Here is a 14,715-nt window from a genome sequence, read left to right on the forward strand (position 1 = left end):
CGTCAGTTCAGGGGGCCGCATGGAAACGCCACTCACCGCCACGTTGCGCCAGTATGAGGTCTTCGTCGCCATCGCGGAAACGCTGCATTTCGGTCAAGCGGCAGCCGCGCTCGGCGTGGCGCAACCGGCGCTGACGCAGCAGCTGAAACATCTTGAAACCGCCTTTGGCGGTGAGCTTCTCTTTGACCGCAACCGCCGCAGGGTGATGCTGACGGACTTCGGCAAGTCGCTCCTGCCCGAGGCCCGTGCCCTGCTGCAACAGGCCCGGCGGGTCGAGGCATTGGCCGAAGCGGCGCGCAGCGGCCAGCGCGGGCGGATCGAATTGGCCTATGTCGGCTCGGCCTCCTACGCCGGGATCCTCGGGCGGCTCCTGCGCGAATTGCGCGCGGGCGCGGCAGAGGTGGATCTGATCCTGCGCGAGTTGGACATGGACCTGCAAATCGCCGAGATCGTGGCGGGCAGGCTCGACGCGGGTTTCGTGCGCCTGCCGCTTTCCGGCGTGCCAGAGGATTTGGCCACGCGCACCGTCCATACCGAGGATATTCTGCTGGCCGTCCCACCCGACCACCGTCTTGCCGGGGTGCCTTCGGTTTCCATGGCAACGCTGCGCGAGGAGAGTTTCATATTCAGCCATCTCGGCCCCGATATGGGTTTCGCGGCCTGCGCCTATCAACTCTGCGCCGATGCCGGTTTCGCCCCCCGCGTGGCCCATCGCGCACCGCAGTTCACCGCCATTGTAAACTTCGTCTCGGCGGGTCTGGGGGTGGCTTTCGTCCCCGCCTCCGCCGCGCGGATGAAGGATGCGGGCGTGTCCTTTCTGCCGATCCGTGACGCCAAGGTGCAAAGCCGGATCGGGCTGGCCTACCTGCGCGATGCGCGCAATCCGGTTCTGCGCAGGTTGCTTGCGGCCCTCGCCCCCGAGGGCTGATTACCCGACCGCCGTGCCACCACAGACAAAGACCGTCTGCCCGGTGATAAAGCCGCTGCGCGGATCGGCAAAGAAGGACACCGCCTGCGCCACATCTTGAGGCGTTCCCATCCGGCCCACCGGCACCGCATCGACGATGGCGCGGGTTTCCGGCGCGTCTTCGGGGTTGTTCTCCCAAAAGGCGGTGGTGGCGATGGGGCCGGGGGCGACGCAGTTCACGGTGATCCCGTCGCACGCCAGCTCCAACGCCCAAGTCCGTGCCATCGACTGGATCGCGCCCTTGCTCGCGGAATAGAGCGTGCGGTCGATCTTGCCCTTGGTGACGCGGCTGGTGTTCATCACGATCCGCCCAGCCCCCGCCGCGCGCATCCCCGGCACGACCAGTTTCGCCGCCAAAATACTGGGCCGCAGGTTCAGATGCATGATGGAGTCGAAATCGTCGAGGTCGACAGCGTCGAAAGACGCAGGTTTCACGATGCCGACGTTATTGACCAGACAGGTGACCGGCCCCTGCGCGAGGATGTGTTGGAGGGCAGCCGTGGTCGCCGCGATGTCCGTCAGATCTACGCGCTGCGCGTCGGCCTGAAGTGCTGGGTCTTCGGGCTCTTCGATATCGAGGACGAAGACACGCCAGCCATCTTCACGCAGCCTGCGCGCGATGCCGAGGCCGATGTTGCGCGCCCCGCCGGTGACGAGCGCATGGCGCGGAGAGGGGTCTTGGGTCACGGGGCGGTATCCTTTTTCCTATTCGCTGTTTACTTATCACTACGCGCTGGTGATAAGTAAACAACTGATATCCGGGAGGGGGATTACATGGCCAAAGGCATCATCATCGTGGGGGCGGGCACGATGGGCCAATCCATCGGCAGGCTCTTTGGCCAGCACGGCTGGAGGGTCCAAGCGGTCGACCCGACCGAGGCCGCGCGGGAGGCATTTTTGGCCACGGTGCCGGGGGCGACCGCTTGCGCTGCGTTGGAGGGGGCAGGGCAGGCCGATCTCGCGCTGGAATGCGTGCCGGAAGACCTCGCGCTGAAACGCCGCGTGCTCGCCGCCTTGGAGGGGGCCGTGCCAGAGGGCGCGCCGATCTTGTCCAACACCTCTGGCCTGACGTTGGAAGAGATGACGGCGGATATGGCCCGGCCCGAACGCGCCGTGATCACGCATTTCTTCAACCCCGGCGATGTGATCCCCGCCGTCGAAGTCGTCGCAGCTGAAGACGCGCCCGAAGGGCTTTGCGCCGAGGTCATGACCCTGCTGCGCGGGTTGGAGCGGCGGCCCGTGCGGCTCGATCACGCGCCGCCCGGTTTCGTGGCCAATCGCATTCAACATGCCATCATGCGCGAATGTCTGCATTTGGTGGACCAAGGGGTCGCCAGCCCGGCGGAGATCGACGAGATCGTGCAATGGTCCGTCGGCGTGCGCATGGCGCTTTCCGGCCCGTTCCGCCAGCGCGATCTGAACGGGTTGGGCACCCATCTGAGCATCGCCGCATACCTCTACCCGGACCTTTGCGACCGGCACGACCCTTCGCCCAGCCTCACCGCATTGGTCGAGCGGGGGCATCTTGGCAAACACAGCGGCAAGGGGTTCTACGACTGGCCCGTGGGGGAGAGCTCGGGCCCGACGGAGGAAGCCCTCCGCCGTGTCATCGCCCTTGCCCGCGACAGCGCCGATTGATTTTCCAGAAAGCCGAGGACACCCATGACCGATAACCCAGCCATCATCTGCGTGGCCATCACCGGTTCGCTGCCGACCAAAGCCGACAACCCGGCGGTGCCGATCGACATCAGCGAACAGATCGAAAGCACCCATGCCGCCTTTGAGGCCGGGGCGACGATCTGCCATGCCCATGTGCGCACCGCCGATGGCACCCCCACGGCGGACCCCGACCGTTTTGCGCGGCTGCAAGAAGGGCTGCGGGAACATTGCCCCGGCATGATCGTGCAATTCTCGACCGGTGGGCGTTCGGGCGCGGGCAAGAACCGGGGCGGGATGTTGCCGCTGCGGCCCGACATGGCCTCGCTTTCGGTGGGGTCGAACAACTTTCCCAACCGCGTCTATGAGAACCCGCCCGAGCTTGTCGATTGGCTGGCGGAAGAGATGATGACCTATAGCGTGCTGCCCGAGATCGAAGTCTTTGATCTCAGCCACATCCTACAGGCCAAGGCGATGGCCGAGGCGGGCAAGATCCCGGCCCGGCCCTATATTCAATTTGTCATGGGCGTGAAAAACGCCATGCCAGCGGATCGGGAGGTTTTTGATTTCTATATCAAAACCGTCAAACGGCTCTTCGGCGATATCCCGTGGTGCGCCGCCGGGATCGGGCGGCATCAGGCCGAGTTGAACGCATGGTGCGCCGCCGCGGGGGGCCATCTGCGCACGGGGCTGGAGGATAACATCCGGCTGGACAAACAGACCCTCGCCCCCTCTAATGCCGCCCTCGTGACCCGCGCGGCCGATATCTGCGCCAAGGCCGGTCGCCCTGTCGCCACCCCGCAGCAGGCGCGCCAGATTCTGGGGCTGGCCTGAGGCCGCCCGGTCCACCGTGATAGATCAAGGAGATTGAGATGAAGAAACTGACATTCGCCCTCGCCACCTTTGCCGCACCGCTGGCGGCGCATGAGGGCGCGCATGTGCACCCCCATGGCAACGATCCCTTCTGGGCGGTGGCGATGCTGTCGCTGGCGATCGTGATCCTTGCCGCGGCGGTGCTGCGCCGCAAGTAGGGCGTCAGCGCCGATCAGCCACCAAAGCCGCGCGATCCGCCCGCCCGGCCAAAGCCGCCGCGCGATGCGGCGGTGGCGCGGGTCATCGGTGTTTTGCCGATGGTGGTGCTGGGGCGGGTGAATTGCGATGTGCTGAGCTTGGCCGCACCGCGATTTGTCGAATAGGTGCTGGAGCGCGCGGCATTGGTGAAGCGCCCATCGGAGGTTTTGTAAAGCGGCTGCGCCGCCGCCATGCCGGCGCGGTTGCTCATCATATTGCCGATCAGATAGCCCGCCAGCAGGGGCATGAAGATGCCACCCGATCCGCCTTGGGTCGCTGCCTCTTCCGAGCCGCAGGCGCCTTCGCCATGCTGCTCTTCGCAGACCTCAAGACTGTCGTAGCGCGGGGCGGATTCCACATGAAGGGTTTGCGCCGCGTCAAAGGCGGTTTCGCATTCCTGTTCGCTGTACATACCGCCACGGGCGGCGTCGGCAAGACAGCTTTGCAGGTCGGGGAAGGCGGCGGCGTCGACCTTTTCCTCCTCACAGCCGGCAAGGGTGAAGGCGGCGGCGCCGACGATGGCGATGGAAACCCGTTTCGAGCGTTTGGTCATGATGGTTGTCTTTCTGCCAAGGGGCGGCGGAGCGGTGGGCTATGCCAGAATGTAGTGCGGTTTGAAGCGTGACAAATCCTGCGTGATGCGCGATCGGTCTTCGCGGATGCCGATGCCCGCGCAGGTCTCGCCCACGATCCAAGAGCCGATCACCGGGCGGAAGCCGTCGAAGGTGGGCAGCGGGGCATAGGCCTGCACGATGCGCGGATGCTCGGCGTAATCAGAGTTTTGCGACTGTTCGATCACCTTACCGGACTGGTGGATCGTGACCGACGCCCCCTCGCGCGAAAGGATCGGCTTGCGCACATGCGCCTCGGCCAGTTCCGCCGCCGCCCGGTCAAAAGCGTCGGCGCAGGCGGGGGCGGCGGGGCCGCGCCCGGCGAGCGCATCGGCCACATCAGCCTCGAAAAACGCGGGCAGCAGATTGGGGTGGCCTTCGAACATCTGCCATAGCACCGGCAGAAGGCCCTTGTTGGACAAAAGCGCTTTCCACGCAGGCTCAAGAAACAGACAGCCCGAGCCTTGGATATGGGCGGCGTAGTCGTCGCGCAGCAGGTCTTCCCATGGGTAGAGTTTGAACAGGACGGCAATGCGGCGGTCTTGATCATCAAGGAAGTGGCCATCGTCGCTCAGCCCGATCGTTTCGAGATCGCAGTAATGCGCGCCCAGCCCCGCCTCGCGGGCGGCCCAGCCCATGGCTTCGACGGTGCCGTAGTCTTCGGGGTTGTCGGCCACGGCGGTGAAATGCAGATCGCTGTCCTGCTCGAAGACATCGCCAAAACGGGCGACCAGCGCCTCATGAATGCCGTTGAACTGATCCGTGCCCTCGGGCAACAGGCCTGCTTTCAACTGGTCCTCAAGCCACTGCCACTGAAAGGCCGCGCTTTCGTAAAGCGATGTCGGCGTGTCGGCGTTATATTCCAACAGTTTGGCCGGGCTTGTGCCGTCATAGGCCAGATCGAAACGGCCATAGATCTCAGGATCGCCCCGGCGCCAGCTCTCGGCCACAAGATCGCGGTGGGCATCTGGAATGGCGAGCCGGGACATCAACTCTTCGCTGGCGATGATCTCGGCCACGGCCTCGCGGCACATGGCGTGAAGCTCGGTCGAAGGGTCTTCGATGTCATTCTCGATCTGGGTGAGGGAGAACGCATAGGCCGAGGTTTCGTCCCAATAGGGTTCGCCATGCATATCGGCAAAGGTAAAGCCCACCTCTTGCGCATGGGCGCGCCAGTCGGGTCTTTCGGGCAATGTGATCTTTTGCAACGGTTCGCTCCCCCGGTTTCGCCTTTGCTTTTAATCGGCTTTGGGCCAAGCGGCCAGAGGGGGCGGCGGTTGGACGCGGCTGTGCTGCTACACGCATTTCGTGTTGGTAAGTTTAGACAGTGCGTAAGACATCGCCTGGCGGCACCTTCCCGATACGGGCGATGAACCACTGCAAATACCCTTCGAGATACTTTGACACCGGTCCCCTGAATGGCATCGCCTTCACCTCAGGAGCGCGTCCAGGTTGCCGAAAACGATGCCATGTTTGACAAATCGCAAAGAATGTAATACATCCAAGAGGGATAGGAGAATGAGCCATGGCACCGCAATCCGCAGAAGCGACCGACACTCCGATTAGGCACCGCCTCGCAATGGTCTTGGAGAGCATGCGTGAGCTTCACCTGCTGGAGCGCAAGTCGGAGACCGTGACCGCACGGATCAACCCAGAACTGCTCCGGCTTGCCAAGGAACGAGCAGGGGTAGAAGCCAACAGTGCCCTCGTCGAGCTTGCCATCGCCAACCTCGCGGCCGAAGACGGCTTCCCGGGGGCATTCACCCGCGCGCGAGGACGCGTCCCCGCGGACATCGATCTCAGCATCTGATCGAGCGGCTCATTGAATATTCGAAAGGTTCTTCGCGCGACCCGCGCTGCGCGCAAGACACGCTCGCTCCCCACCCGGACTGACTTGGATCTCCTCTTCATGGAGGGCCTGCCTGTGGCCGGAGGCGCCATCATGCTGGATGCATGCGTCTATATCGATCAGCTCCAAGGCAAGCTACCTGTCGCTGTCGAGGCGCGCATCACAGCCCGCAGCATTTTCCACTCAAGCGTTGCGCTCTCGGAAATATGTTTCCCCTTCGGTCGCCTCAATCCAGCCGATCCGCGCACATCTTCGGCCCTTGCAACCATCGAGGCCTTGATCGACGCTATTCCTCAACGCCGCATTCTGCCTGTGTCTCCCACGGCACAAGCCCGGGGTGCCATCCTGGCAGGGGTCATGGCCAGGGAGCTGGGTTTCGATGAAGGTCAGAGACGCAAGTGCTTGATGGATGCCATGCTTGCCGCCCACTCAGTCGAAGAGCAACTCACGCTCGTCACGCGAAACGTCGCTGACTTCGATCGGCTGAGCCAGCTTGAACCAAAGCTCAAGGTCGTCTTCTACCGGCACTGACCTTGTCATCGTGGTGGTCTGCCCGGGTTACTGAAAACCAGGACACATCCGCCCGGAACCCCGGCGGATAAGTGCGGGCCCAAGAGCCCGCACTGCGCTCGATCAAGCCTCTGCGCGACTATTCCGCCGTCGGGTCGGATGGATCTTCGTAGTAGCCCTCCGGGATGATCAATCGGCTCAGATCAGCAGCAAGTGGCATTGCATCCTCAGCGCTTCCGAAAGTTTCAAACGACGTGGGCCCTTCCAAGTTGACCACCCAGTCAGGCGATGTCCCACGCGCTGTCTAAACTTACCAACACGAAATGCGGACACTGCTATACTTTTTGGACCCTTGGACATTGGCGGGGTCTCAATGGCACGGCTATCGGTAGATGCGTGTGTCAATGATAGCCATTGAGTGACCAACTGCTCGTCTACCTCTCAACGCTCGCGATCGTCTCTTCCGGTATTGTTTGCAACGCTGTGACTTTGCGCGGACCATCTGATATGATCTCCATGCTCGTACGAGCACCTTAAGCGCTACAACGATGAGATCCCGAAGACCCAGTGGCTGCACATCCATTTGTAGGGAGGTAAACGACGATGGACTCCGCATCTAAGGTTCTTGAAACTGTGAATGCTCCGTACAGTGCGAACCTTTCCGCATATCAGCTTGCCTACGCAATCTCGGATTTTAACGCAGGTGAGGCCGCGATGGGCCCCGCTTTCTCCTTTTTCTCTGAAGTCCCTCTCAAACTTCAGATGTCATTTGTTGCAGAGTTGAACCTCCCGCACCACAAAGTACAGCAAGTCGCTAAGCACTTTCAGTCGCTTTGCCCGTTTCCTTTGGCATACGCTACGGTCACCCTCTCAACACTTAATGCGAGCGATAGGGATCCCAGCTTCTCCGAGTAAGTGGTACGGGGCATTTCGAACCGCTGCATTGACGTCAATTGTTCTTTTTGGCTTTTTTCGCGTGAGCCATAGAGCGAGCAAGCTCGCCACGATGATCCCTGAGCTGATGGAGATCAGCGAGATTTCAGCAAGCAGGATTGATGAGATGCTATCCATTAATTCCTCCTTCAGAGAGGACTCTCATTTTGACGATAGGCTCTGACGTAGACCTTAGCATAGGTTGCGGATACGCGGGCACGAAAGACAGACAGAGTGATGGGGGTGCGGCATTGATGACCGGGACGAAGGTCGACATTCCGATCATGTCAGCGGTGTCGAACATGCAGGGCAACACCCCGTTGGAAGAGGCCATGCAACAGGCGATGGACGTGCTGGGCGGCGTGCCTTTCGACGATGCTGATCGTGCCTATGCCGCGCGCATTCAGGCCACGCTCAGCGATGAGGACATCAATGCCGAGTACCGCCAGAACGGACTGGCGCCGCGCAAGGATTCACCGTTGTGCGACTACATCGTGCCGCCGCAGTCGCGCGGGCCGGCGATGATGGGGTCAACGGATGTGGCCGACGTGTCTTGGGCCGTGCCCACGGTGCAGGCGCGGGTCGCCACCCATGCCATCGGCACGCCCGGTCATTCGTGGCAGATCACGGCGCAGGGCAAGGCCGGGGCGGCGCATAAGGGCCGGAGCGAAAAAATGCGCTCTGGCTCACTCTTTTGCATGTTCATCAAATCCGGTCGGAAAAAAGGTTTGTGAACACCGTCATATGGTAGGAACCTTGGCCTGGCCGGGAACACGTTCTGATCATTATCGACAGCCTTGTTTGCCTGTGCGTGACATGGCGCGCATGTTCACAAATCTCTTCTTTCATCAGTACACGATAAGGCTCGCGGATCATCCATCTGATGAACAACGCCGACCAGGTGCGTGACATCTTTTATGCAATTGAGTTGGCCCGTGCCACATAGAACAATTGGCCAGGCGTTCATCTCAACCAAAACCACAGGCAGAGCAATATTCACGGTGAATATGGGTGGGCTTAACATTGGCCGGAGCCTCAGGCGGAGCGTTATTCACGGTGAATATGGATAGGTCTAACCTTCGCCGGAGGGTTCCGTCGCAAACTTTCCGGCAGCATGAAGGGGGCCGACCGGCGGACATGATTATGCCGCGATCTTCGCGAATGTCTGGAAGGCGGTGGCGCCATCGGCGGGGATCTGCCCCTTTCGGATCATGTGGGCGGTCTCGATCCCTGCGATGGTGGCTGCGGCCGAGTGGAAAGCCTTGAAGCCCATCATCGGGCGGGTGATCCGCTTGATGAAGCGGTGGTCCTGTTCAAGGATATTATTGAGATATTTGATCTGCCGGATCTCGATTGTGCGGCCTTCGCCGGTGAATTTAAGGATCACGTTGACCGCCTGCAGGCCAGCCAAGTTGGCACCGCTTTTGTCGATGACGACCCGATCTGGCACGCCGTTGGCGGCAATCGCTCGCTTGAAGAAGCGCCGGGCGGCGGACAGATTTCGGCGTTCTGACAGCAGGAAATCAAGGGTTTGACCGTCGCGATCGACGGCGCGATAGAGGAAGGTCCATTTGCCCTTAACTTTGATGTACGTCTCGTCCATCCGCCAAGAGGGGGCGGTCGGCCGTTTCCTCGTTTGCGCCCGGGCTGCGATCAGCGATGCGAACTTTACCACCCAGCGGTTCAGCGTGGCATGATCAACCTTCACCCCGCGCTCGGCCATGATCTCTTCAAGGTCCCGGTAGGAAACGGCGAAACGAACATAGAAGAAGACCGCGTGCAGGATCACCGATTTCGGGTAATGCACGCCCTTGAACTCGATCACGTCAACTGCCTTTCACCAACTCCCTGACAACGCTGACATACCCGAGTAAAAGAGGGAAACGGAAACTTTGCGACACTACCGTTTCTATGGCCGGTTGAGCGGACAGGCCGCGTGAAGCAATGCGCAAGCAATTGTCCAGCGGTCCAAGTTCCAGGCGGGGCATGCGGAGATTGCCGTCTGTATTCTCCGCAGGTTTTGCGTCGGTTATTGTTGTCTTGCGGAGAAAAAGCGGTATAATATCCGCAAAGAGTGCGTAATATATGACCTACATCCACGAACTCCCTGATTGGCCGCAGTTTATCTGGGATAAGGCCAAGCTGTCTTCACAACTTGCCGCGGTCCGTCACCGTCAAGGCAAGCTTTTGGGGCGCATGGAGGGTCTGGGCTTTGATCTTCGCAACGAGGCAATGCTGCGCACTCTTACCAGTGATGTCGTGAAAAGCAGCGAGATCGAGGGGGAGACGCTCGACAAGGATCAGGTGCGCTCGTCCATCGCGAAGCGGCTCGGGCTCGAAATTGGTGGACTGATCCCGTCTGATCGCCATGTTGATGGTGTCGTGGAGATGATGTTGGACGCGACCCAAGCGTATGACCAGCCGCTGGATGCTGAGCGCCTGTTCGGCTGGCATGCAGCTCTCTTTCCGACCGGGCGAAGCGGAATGACCCGGATCAGGGTGGGAAATTGGCGTGACGGTCCGATGGAGGTTGTATCAGGACCCTATGGCCGCGAACGCGTGCATTTTGAGGGGCCTGCGGCCAACCGACTGGAAGCGGAGATGACGCGGTTTTTGGAATGGTTTGACCAGCCACCCGAAACAGATCCCGTCATACGTACCGCCATCGCTCATCTGTGGTTTGTCACCATCCACCCCTTCGATGATGGCAATGGGCGCATTGCGCGCGCGATCGCAGACATGGCCTTGGCGCGATCGGAAGGCAGCGCCCAGCGGTTCTACAGCATGTCGACGCAAATTCGGCAGGAGCGGAGCGACTATTACGACATGCTCGAGAAAACGCAGAAAGGCGGGCTTGATGTCACGGCGTGGCTCGTTTGGTTCCTTGCTTGCCTGGACCGCGCATTCGATGGTGCAGAAATCATTCTTGAGGCTGTGTTCCAGAAGGCGCGGTTCTGGGAGACATACGGAGCGGCCAACATAAACGACCGCCAACGGGACATGCTCAACCGCCTGCTGGATGGGTTCGAAGGCAAACTCACGACGTCGAAATATGCAAAGATCGAAAAGTGTTCGCAGGACACAGCATATCGCGACATCCTCGATCTGATCGACTTGGGCGCCTTGGAGAAAGACGAGGCTGGTGGACGCAGCACCAGCTATTCCCTGACGGCGACGTAAAGAGGCTTGTCACACGCGAAGCCCCAAACGCGGACTCCAAGGAAGTGTCAGCCAAGTACCGGTGAGGCTTGCCGGTCTGGGGAAATCCTAAGTAGTTGATAAAGCTTTTAAATCAGAAGACTAATGAACTTCTTTGCCGATGTGCGTCGCCGATCTTTGGGTGTAGTATGCAATGAAGGTGAACCGCGGTTTTGACGGCCCCAGAATTCCTCAGCCTGTGCCTCCGGGTTGGCAGAAAGGGAAAGTGTCCTTCCGGTTTTGTGACTGACAGATGAGGGACCTTGGGGGTCCCTCGGACGGGTCCGGGCCGGGCTCCGGTCTGTCTTTCTCACAAAAACTCGAAAGGAGGCCAGCCATGGCCCGATCCCGCACGACCAAATTCGATGTCTCCGAGGGGCATTGCCAACTTGCTGCCACACCTTGGTACGACTAGCGTTTTGTCATGAGAATACCATCTGAGTTGCCGCGCCTGAAGGGCTATCGTTTCCCCCGTGAAGTCGTGGCCAGCCGCGCCGAAATGCCAAAGCCGCCAAGCGTTTCCTTGCTAGGTTGATTGCCCGGTTTGGCAAGCCTCGTGTCGTCGTGACTGACAAATTGCGCAATTACATCAAACCGATCCGGGCTCTTGCGCCTGAAGCTGATCATCGGGCACACAAAGGGCTCAACAATCGCATCGAGGGGTCGCATCGGCCGACCCGCAAACGGGAGAAGGTCATGGGCCGGTTCAAATCGATCCGACAGACGCAAAGGTTCCTCGCGGCCCACGATCAAAACGACACAATATTCAGACCCCGCCGCTACCGCCTCTCCACCGTCTCATACCGCCACGCAAGGTCAGATGCCTTCGACCTGTGGCACGGTTATGCGCTCAAAATGACAGCCTGAAGAAATCACACTCGGCGAACTTCACAGGTCAGTGTCGCTAAGTTGGCAATGCCAGTTGTTGAGATACTTGCGGTCAACATCACGGACCGCGCCGTCTGACCCCCGCCTTTCGTTGATTTCACCGATGACCTTAGCATAGCTGTGCGTCTGGTCGGTTATGATGGTCAACGGTCGATAAAGGCGGACCGTCTTCCGCGCCTGTCGCAGAAAGGCCCTTACGACCTTAACGTTGCGCCTTGCTGTCAGGCGAACACGAAAGCGCTAAAATATTACCTTGCCTACCTGATGCATCAGATGTAGCGTTTTGGATATTAAGCATGCGTCTTCGGTTTAGGGAGAGCTACGGCGTGTTAATTGCTTTGCATCCAACGGCCGTTTTGGCCATCAGGGAGAATTTTGAATGTCTTTGTTCAGCCGTCGTCATCTCATTGCAGCGGCAGCTGCTGCCAGTTTAGCTACTGCGGCTCTGCCAAGCTGGGCCCAAGATCACCCGAAGATCGAGTTTCTTTATTCGCCCTTCGCTGACTATGCTCCGTTTTTTGTGGCAAAAGACTTAGGCTACTTTGACGACTTTGGTGTCGATGTCACCTTGTCGCCCAAGGGCGGTACTGCTGAGACCATTCAACTGCTCGCTTCTGGGAATATTGAGGCGGGCGCGGCCACTTGGGGAGCAAGCCTTTTCAACGCGCTTGACCGCGGCGCCACAGTCTCAATCATCGCGACGCTGGCACGCATGCCTGATACCGTACCCTCGCCGTCGCCCTTTATGGTTTCTCAAAGCGCGTGGGATGAGGGCGTGAGAAGCGTTGCCGATCTTAAGGGGCGCGTTGGCATTCCGGGCCCCGGCGGTTTTGGCATGTATTCCGTAGCCAAAGCGCTCGAAAAAGGTGGTTTGACAGTTGATGACGTGGAAGCGGTCTTCCTGCCGCCCCCTGCGACGGCCCCTGCTTTTGTCAACGGCGCACTCGATGCCGGTTGGAGCATCGAACCCTTTGCCCATCAGCTTGAGAAAGAGGGGATTGGGCGCCGTTTGGTAGATGATCATACTTTCGGCACAGAACTTGGCTTCATCGCATTTAACCAAGACTTTGTTGACGCCCACGAAGGCGCAGTTATTGCCTTTATGGCAGGCTATCTCAAGGCGGCGCGCCAGCTCGACAATGGCGGTTGGGAGGAGGGTGAGATCGTTGGCATCGTGGCAAATTATACAGGCACCGAACCTGACACGCTGCGCGGCATTCCCTATACGATCCGCCCCGAAGACGGCGCCATCGATATGACATCTGTACGCGCGCAAGAGACCTTCTTTCGCGAGCGTGGATCCCTCGCCTATGAAGGGGAAGCCAATATCGAAGCTGTTTACCGTGTGGACCTTTTGAAGCAGGCGAATGAGCTTCTCAAAGGCACCCTCTGATGACAGCGGCCCTTCAAAAAACGCCGAAGCCCAAAGTGGTTTGCACGCCGCCAGCGATCGAAGTCACCACCCTGACCAAGGCCTTCTACAACAGCGATGCCGATAGCGTCACCTTGGCGGTTTCCGACTTCAGCTTTTCTGTCGCGCGCGGAGAGTTTGTCTGCATCGTCGGCCCCAGCGGCTGCGGCAAAACCACCGTTCTGCGCATTCTGGCTGATTTAGAAAACAAGCTCAGCGGTGAGGTGAAGCTGCATACCGACGATGCGCCAGCGATGGTGTTTCAAGAAGCCTCGGTCCTTCCATGGCTGACTGTTGCACAGAACGTGGCATTGCCTCTGAAGTTGAAAGGCACGCCACATGCACAACAAAAAGCGCGCGTGGCGGAAATGTTGGCTTTAACGGGGCTTACCAGTTTCGCAAACGCCCGTCCCAGCCAGCTTTCGGGCGGCATGAGGCAACGCGTTTCTGTGGCGCGCGCCTTGGCCGATGATCGCGATATTCTTCTGATGGACGAGCCCTTTGGGGCGCTTGATGAGCAAACCAGATTGGTGCTGCAGCAAGAGTTGCTTCGCATCTGGGAGGCCACCCGTAAAACGGTTGTCTTCATCACCCATAGTGTGGACGAGGCGCTTACATTGGCCGACCGCGTTCTGGTCATGTCGCCGCGTCCAGGAACCTTGGTTGCAGATCTCAAAGTACCTTTTGAGCGGCCCCGCGATGTTGTGGAAATGCGCCGAGACAAGCGCTTTTGGGATCTGACCTATCAGGTTTGGAATCTCTTGGCTTCTCCGGGAGGGGCATAGAATGAACACGACCTCCAGACCTCTGACCCACGAAGAAATGCATCGGTTGAAGTCCCCGGCCCGGCGCGAACGGTTGTTCCGGCGCGCATCACTCTTTAGTCCTCTTCTGCTTTTGTTGCTCTGGGAAATTTCCAGCCAGCTCAACCTGATTGATCGTCGTTTCTTCCCGGCCCCCAGTGCAATCGCCCAGACTGCGTGGAGCATGATTGTCAGTCTTGAGTTGTTTGATCATATTGGTGCGACCCTGCGCAGGGTCGGCATTGGATATGCAATGGGCGCCATCCCCGGCGTTATTTTGGGGCTCATGCTTGGTTTGTCGCAGACGATGCGCCGTTTGCTGGGGCCGATCTTTGCGGCGCTATACCCTGTGCCCAAGATTGCGATTTTGCCGCTCATCTTGCTCATCTTTGGCGTTGGCGACATGTCCAAATATGTCTTGATCGCAATCGGCGTATTTTTCCTAATGTTTTACAACACATTGGGTGGCGTCATGCAGGCACCGCAGATCTATATGGATGTGGCGAAGAATGTGGGCGCCACACGGTTCCAAACGTTTCAGCATATCGCGCTCCCTGCCGCCTTGCCCAATATTTTTACCGGGTTAAAGCTCGCTGCCGGATCTTCCTACATTATCATCGCTGCCGCAGAGTTTCTTGGCGCCCGCAGTGGGGTCGGATTTTTCATCTGGGCGTCCTGGCAGACCTTCGCCGTGTCGCGCATGTTCGTCGGCATCGTTGTGATCTCCTTCATGGGATACCTAACAATCCTTTTGATTGAGGCATTGGAGCGACATCTTGTGCCCTGGGCAAAGCAGTAATCATCATCTGATGAGAAGG

At 59.5% G+C, this 14,715-nt stretch carries 17 protein-coding genes and 1 pseudogene; 12 read left to right on the top strand and 6 right to left on the bottom strand.

What is annotated here, in order from left to right; genetic code table 11:
* Positions 1-19 precede the first annotated feature (19 nt).
* The gene (locus ACGYLX_RS14575; protein ID WP_394442166.1) at positions 20-928 is read left to right on the top strand and encodes a LysR family transcriptional regulator; all 909 of its coding nucleotides are present in this window, start codon (positions 20-22) and stop codon (positions 926-928) included.
* Here the strand turns inward: ACGYLX_RS14575 and ACGYLX_RS14580 are convergent, their stop codons facing one another.
* A complete protein-coding gene (locus ACGYLX_RS14580) occupies positions 929-1,654 on the bottom strand; it encodes an SDR family NAD(P)-dependent oxidoreductase (protein ID WP_394442163.1) in 726 nt (241 codons plus the stop codon).
* Positions 1,655-1,741: 87 nt separating this feature from the next.
* Here ACGYLX_RS14580 and ACGYLX_RS14585 point away from each other — a divergent pair, with 87 nt between their 5' ends.
* From ACGYLX_RS14585 to ACGYLX_RS14595, 3 genes are read left to right on the top strand one after another with little or no spacing between them, the layout of a single operon-like run.
* Positions 1,742-2,605: a 3-hydroxyacyl-CoA dehydrogenase NAD-binding domain-containing protein gene (locus ACGYLX_RS14585; RefSeq protein WP_394450334.1), complete on the top strand. Its 864-nt coding sequence runs from the start codon at positions 1,742-1,744 to the stop codon at positions 2,603-2,605.
* Positions 2,606-2,629: 24 nt separating this feature from the next.
* Entirely contained in the window at positions 2,630-3,457 is an 828-nt protein-coding gene (locus tag ACGYLX_RS14590) for a 3-keto-5-aminohexanoate cleavage protein (RefSeq protein WP_394442157.1), read from the top strand.
* Positions 3,458-3,495: 38 nt separating this feature from the next.
* A complete protein-coding gene (locus tag ACGYLX_RS14595) occupies positions 3,496-3,654 on the top strand; it encodes a peptidase M23 (RefSeq protein WP_073037890.1) in 159 nt (52 codons plus the stop codon).
* A gap of 14 nt (positions 3,655-3,668) precedes the next feature.
* Here ACGYLX_RS14595 and ACGYLX_RS14600 read toward each other — a convergent pair whose 3' ends face one another.
* On the bottom strand, positions 3,669-4,247 hold the full coding sequence (locus tag ACGYLX_RS14600; protein WP_067267677.1) for a DUF1190 domain-containing protein: 579 nt from the start codon (positions 4,245-4,247) through the stop codon (positions 3,669-3,671).
* Between the two features lie 39 nt (positions 4,248-4,286).
* Complete coding sequence (locus tag ACGYLX_RS14605; RefSeq protein WP_394450336.1) at positions 4,287-5,513, bottom strand: glutathionylspermidine synthase family protein; 1,227 nt, start codon at positions 5,511-5,513, stop codon at positions 4,287-4,289.
* Between the two features lie 317 nt (positions 5,514-5,830).
* On the opposite strand from ACGYLX_RS14605, the gene ACGYLX_RS14610 reads away from it, so the two are divergent.
* Positions 5,831-6,115 carry a hypothetical protein gene (locus ACGYLX_RS14610; RefSeq protein ID WP_394415047.1) on the top strand — a complete coding sequence of 95 codons (285 nt, stop codon included), beginning with the start codon at positions 5,831-5,833 and terminating at the stop codon, positions 6,113-6,115.
* Positions 6,116-6,199: 84 nt separating this feature from the next.
* Positions 6,200-6,685: a type II toxin-antitoxin system VapC family toxin gene (locus ACGYLX_RS14615; RefSeq protein WP_394442152.1), complete on the top strand. Its 486-nt coding sequence runs from the start codon at positions 6,200-6,202 to the stop codon at positions 6,683-6,685.
* A gap of 849 nt (positions 6,686-7,534) precedes the next feature.
* Here ACGYLX_RS14615 and ACGYLX_RS14620 read toward each other — a convergent pair.
* Positions 7,535-7,735 (bottom strand): hypothetical protein, encoded by a 201-nt coding sequence (locus tag ACGYLX_RS14620; RefSeq protein ID WP_394415053.1) that lies wholly within the window; start codon positions 7,733-7,735, stop codon positions 7,535-7,537.
* A 116-nt stretch (positions 7,736-7,851) separates the two neighbouring features.
* Here ACGYLX_RS14620 and ACGYLX_RS14625 point away from each other — a divergent pair, with 116 nt between their 5' ends.
* Positions 7,852-8,331 carry a hypothetical protein gene (locus ACGYLX_RS14625; protein WP_394415297.1) on the top strand — a complete coding sequence of 160 codons (480 nt, stop codon included), beginning with the start codon at positions 7,852-7,854 and terminating at the stop codon, positions 8,329-8,331.
* A 407-nt stretch (positions 8,332-8,738) separates the two neighbouring features.
* Here ACGYLX_RS14625 and ACGYLX_RS14630 read toward each other — a convergent pair whose 3' ends face one another.
* Positions 8,739-9,422 (bottom strand): IS6 family transposase, encoded by a 684-nt coding sequence (locus ACGYLX_RS14630; RefSeq protein ID WP_394415059.1) that lies wholly within the window; start codon positions 9,420-9,422, stop codon positions 8,739-8,741.
* Positions 9,423-9,682: 260 nt separating this feature from the next.
* Between ACGYLX_RS14630 and ACGYLX_RS14635 the strand changes: the two genes are divergently transcribed.
* Complete coding sequence (locus ACGYLX_RS14635) at positions 9,683-10,777, top strand: Fic family protein (protein ID WP_394450338.1); 1,095 nt, start codon at positions 9,683-9,685, stop codon at positions 10,775-10,777.
* 504 nt (positions 10,778-11,281) lie between these two features.
* Positions 11,282-11,662, top strand: a pseudogene (locus ACGYLX_RS14640) (DDE-type integrase/transposase/recombinase); the annotation flags it as partial.
* 21 nt (positions 11,663-11,683) lie between these two features.
* On the opposite strand, the gene ACGYLX_RS14645 reads toward ACGYLX_RS14640, so the two are convergent.
* Positions 11,684-11,908 (bottom strand): DDE-type integrase/transposase/recombinase, encoded by a 225-nt coding sequence (locus tag ACGYLX_RS14645; RefSeq protein ID WP_394450408.1) that lies wholly within the window; start codon positions 11,906-11,908, stop codon positions 11,684-11,686.
* A gap of 154 nt (positions 11,909-12,062) precedes the next feature.
* Between ACGYLX_RS14645 and ACGYLX_RS14650 the strand changes: the two genes are divergently transcribed.
* Genes ACGYLX_RS14650 through ACGYLX_RS14660 form a run of 3 tightly spaced genes read left to right on the top strand, consistent with a single transcriptional unit; the run spans position 12,063 to position 14,696 of the window.
* On the top strand, positions 12,063-13,076 hold the full coding sequence (locus ACGYLX_RS14650) for an ABC transporter substrate-binding protein (RefSeq protein ID WP_394450340.1): 1,014 nt from the start codon (positions 12,063-12,065) through the stop codon (positions 13,074-13,076).
* Entirely contained in the window at positions 13,076-13,879 is an 804-nt protein-coding gene (locus ACGYLX_RS14655; RefSeq protein WP_394450342.1) for an ABC transporter ATP-binding protein, read from the top strand. The genes ACGYLX_RS14650 and ACGYLX_RS14655 overlap by 1 nt, the downstream gene beginning before the upstream one ends.
* Position 13,880: 1 nt before the next feature.
* A complete protein-coding gene (locus ACGYLX_RS14660) occupies positions 13,881-14,696 on the top strand; it encodes an ABC transporter permease (protein WP_394450344.1) in 816 nt (271 codons plus the stop codon).
* Positions 14,697-14,715: the final 19 nt, after the last annotated feature.

It is taken from the genome of Sulfitobacter sp. 1A13496, from assembly GCF_043557225.1.
GTDB classification, from domain to species: Bacteria; Pseudomonadota; Alphaproteobacteria; order Rhodobacterales; family Rhodobacteraceae; genus Sulfitobacter; species Sulfitobacter faviae.

Excerpts from the sequence above, each read along its gene's own strand:
- ACGYLX_RS14600 (WP_067267677.1), bottom strand. The coding sequence starts at position 4,247 with ATGACCAAACGCTCGAAACGGGTTTCCATCGCCATCGTCGGCGCCGCC.
- ACGYLX_RS14575 (WP_394442166.1), top strand. The coding sequence starts at position 20 with ATGGAAACGCCACTCACCGCCACGTTGCGCCAGTATGAGGTCTTCGTC.
- ACGYLX_RS14635 (WP_394450338.1), top strand. The coding sequence starts at position 9,683 with ATGACCTACATCCACGAACTCCCTGATTGGCCGCAGTTTATCTGGGAT.
- ACGYLX_RS14655 (WP_394450342.1), top strand. The coding sequence starts at position 13,076 with ATGACAGCGGCCCTTCAAAAAACGCCGAAGCCCAAAGTGGTTTGCACG.
- ACGYLX_RS14625 (WP_394415297.1), top strand. The coding sequence starts at position 7,852 with ATGACCGGGACGAAGGTCGACATTCCGATCATGTCAGCGGTGTCGAAC.
- ACGYLX_RS14590 (WP_394442157.1), top strand. The coding sequence starts at position 2,630 with ATGACCGATAACCCAGCCATCATCTGCGTGGCCATCACCGGTTCGCTG.
- ACGYLX_RS14660 (WP_394450344.1), top strand. The coding sequence starts at position 13,881 with ATGAACACGACCTCCAGACCTCTGACCCACGAAGAAATGCATCGGTTG.
- ACGYLX_RS14650 (WP_394450340.1), top strand. The coding sequence starts at position 12,063 with ATGTCTTTGTTCAGCCGTCGTCATCTCATTGCAGCGGCAGCTGCTGCC.
- ACGYLX_RS14595 (WP_073037890.1), top strand. The coding sequence starts at position 3,496 with ATGAAGAAACTGACATTCGCCCTCGCCACCTTTGCCGCACCGCTGGCG.
- ACGYLX_RS14610 (WP_394415047.1), top strand. The coding sequence starts at position 5,831 with ATGGCACCGCAATCCGCAGAAGCGACCGACACTCCGATTAGGCACCGC.
- ACGYLX_RS14620 (WP_394415053.1), bottom strand. The coding sequence starts at position 7,735 with ATGGATAGCATCTCATCAATCCTGCTTGCTGAAATCTCGCTGATCTCC.
- ACGYLX_RS14585 (WP_394450334.1), top strand. The coding sequence starts at position 1,742 with ATGGCCAAAGGCATCATCATCGTGGGGGCGGGCACGATGGGCCAATCC.